Annotated in this window: 1 protein-coding gene; it reads left to right on the top strand. The window is 77.1% G+C overall.

All coding sequences use genetic code 11. From position 1 onward, the window contains the following. A partial coding sequence (locus AB0J52_RS39335) for an SDR family NAD(P)-dependent oxidoreductase (protein ID WP_500188190.1) occupies positions 1–1,671 on the top strand: 1,671 nt, incomplete at both ends.

The raw sequence follows: 1,671 nt of genomic DNA, 5'->3' as shown, positions 1-1,671 counted from the left end.
AGCGCGCGTCGCCTACCGGCGGCTGCCCACCGCGCAGGCGTTCCACACGCCGATGATGGCCCCGGTCCTGGACGCCTTCGTCGAGCTCGTGGACGGCGTCCCGCGCCGTCCGCCCGAGATCCCGTACGTCTCGAACGTCACCGGCATGTGGGTCACCGGCGACCAGGCCACCGACCCGGCGTTCTGGGGCGCGCACCTGCTCCGGCCGGTCCGGTTCGCGGACGGGCTGGCAGCGCTCGACGAGCAGCCGTCCGGCGGCCGGGTGCTGGTCGAGCTGGGCCCGGGACAGTCCCTCGGCAGCCTCGCCACGCAGGTGAGCCCCGGCGCGGAGCCGGCGGTGCCGAGCCTGCCGGGGGCCTTCGACACCGAGTCCGAGGAGCGGCACTTCGCGTCCGCCGTGGGCCGGTTGTGGCTGCTCGGCGCGGACCCCGGCGACCTGGTCCGGGACGGCGAAACGCCCAGGCGGGTGTCGCTGCCGACCTACCCGTTCCAGCGCCGCAGGCACTGGGCGGCGACGACCGGCGCATCCGCCCGGGCCACGGCTCCCGCTCCGTCCGCGGGGCCGGTCAGGAAGACCGACGTGGCGGACTTCTTCCAGGTCCCCTCCTGGCAGACGCTTCCGCCGCGCTCGGCCCGCGCGCCGTCCGCCGGAGAGCACTGGCTGCTCCTCGCGGACGGCACCGGAGTCGGCGAGGCACTGGCCGCCGCCCTCGCGGAGTCCGCCGCCTCGGTCACGACCCTCACCCGCGAGGACGCGCCGGACTTCGCCGAACTCCTCGCCGCGCTCCGCCGCGAGGGCCGCCGTCCCGACCGGATCGTCCACCTCTGGACGCTCGGCCTCACTCCCGACGCGGACGAGCGGGACGCCACGGCCCGCGGCTTCGGCAGCCTGCTGGCGCTCGGCCGGGCCCTCGGCGGCGAGCCGGGCGACGACCCGTGCGACATCACCGTCGTCACCGACGAGCTGCACGTCGTCGCGGGCACCGAATCCGGGACGCCGCTGACCGCGACAGTCCTCGGCGTCTGCCGGGTCCTGCCCCTGGAGCACCCGCACCTGAGCTGCCGCAATGTCGACGTCTCGCTGTCGGCCGCCACCCCCGGCGGGGTCGCCGCGCAGCTCCTGGAGGAACTGTCCGGACGCGGCGGGCCCGCCGTGGTCGCGCTGCGCGGGCGGCGGCGCTTCACCACCGGCCACCAGCCCGTCCGGCTGGAACCGGCGGGCGACGCACCGCGCGGCCGCAACTACCTGATCACCGGCGGTCTCGGCGGAGTCGGCCTCGCCGTCGCCCGCGAACTGGCCCGGACGGAAGGGGCGGGCCTCGCCCTGGTCTCCCGCACCGGCCTGCCGTCCGCCGAGGACGGCACCCGGCCGGACACCGAAACGGCGAGCCGCGCCAGTGCCGTCCGCGAGCTGGAGCGGCTGGGCGCGCGCGTCGTCGTCCTCACCGCCGACGTCACCGACCCCGAGGGACTGCGCGTGGCGGGCGAGCGGGCCGTCGCCGAACTCGGTCCGGTGCACGCCGTCGTGCACGCGGCGGGCGTCGCGGGCGGCGGGCTGATCCAGCTCCGCGATCCGGACGACGCGGCCCGCTCCATCAGCGACGGCTGGCTGCTGGAGCTCGTGGCCTCCATGCCGCGCCCGGTGGCCGGGTCGCAGAGGTCCGGAGGCAG

Origin of the sequence: Spirillospora sp. NPDC049652 (genome assembly GCF_040675125.1) — a bacterium.
GTDB lineage: Bacteria > Actinomycetota > Actinomycetes > Streptosporangiales > Streptosporangiaceae > Spirillospora.
This window is presented reverse-complemented; position numbering and strand designations above follow the sequence as displayed.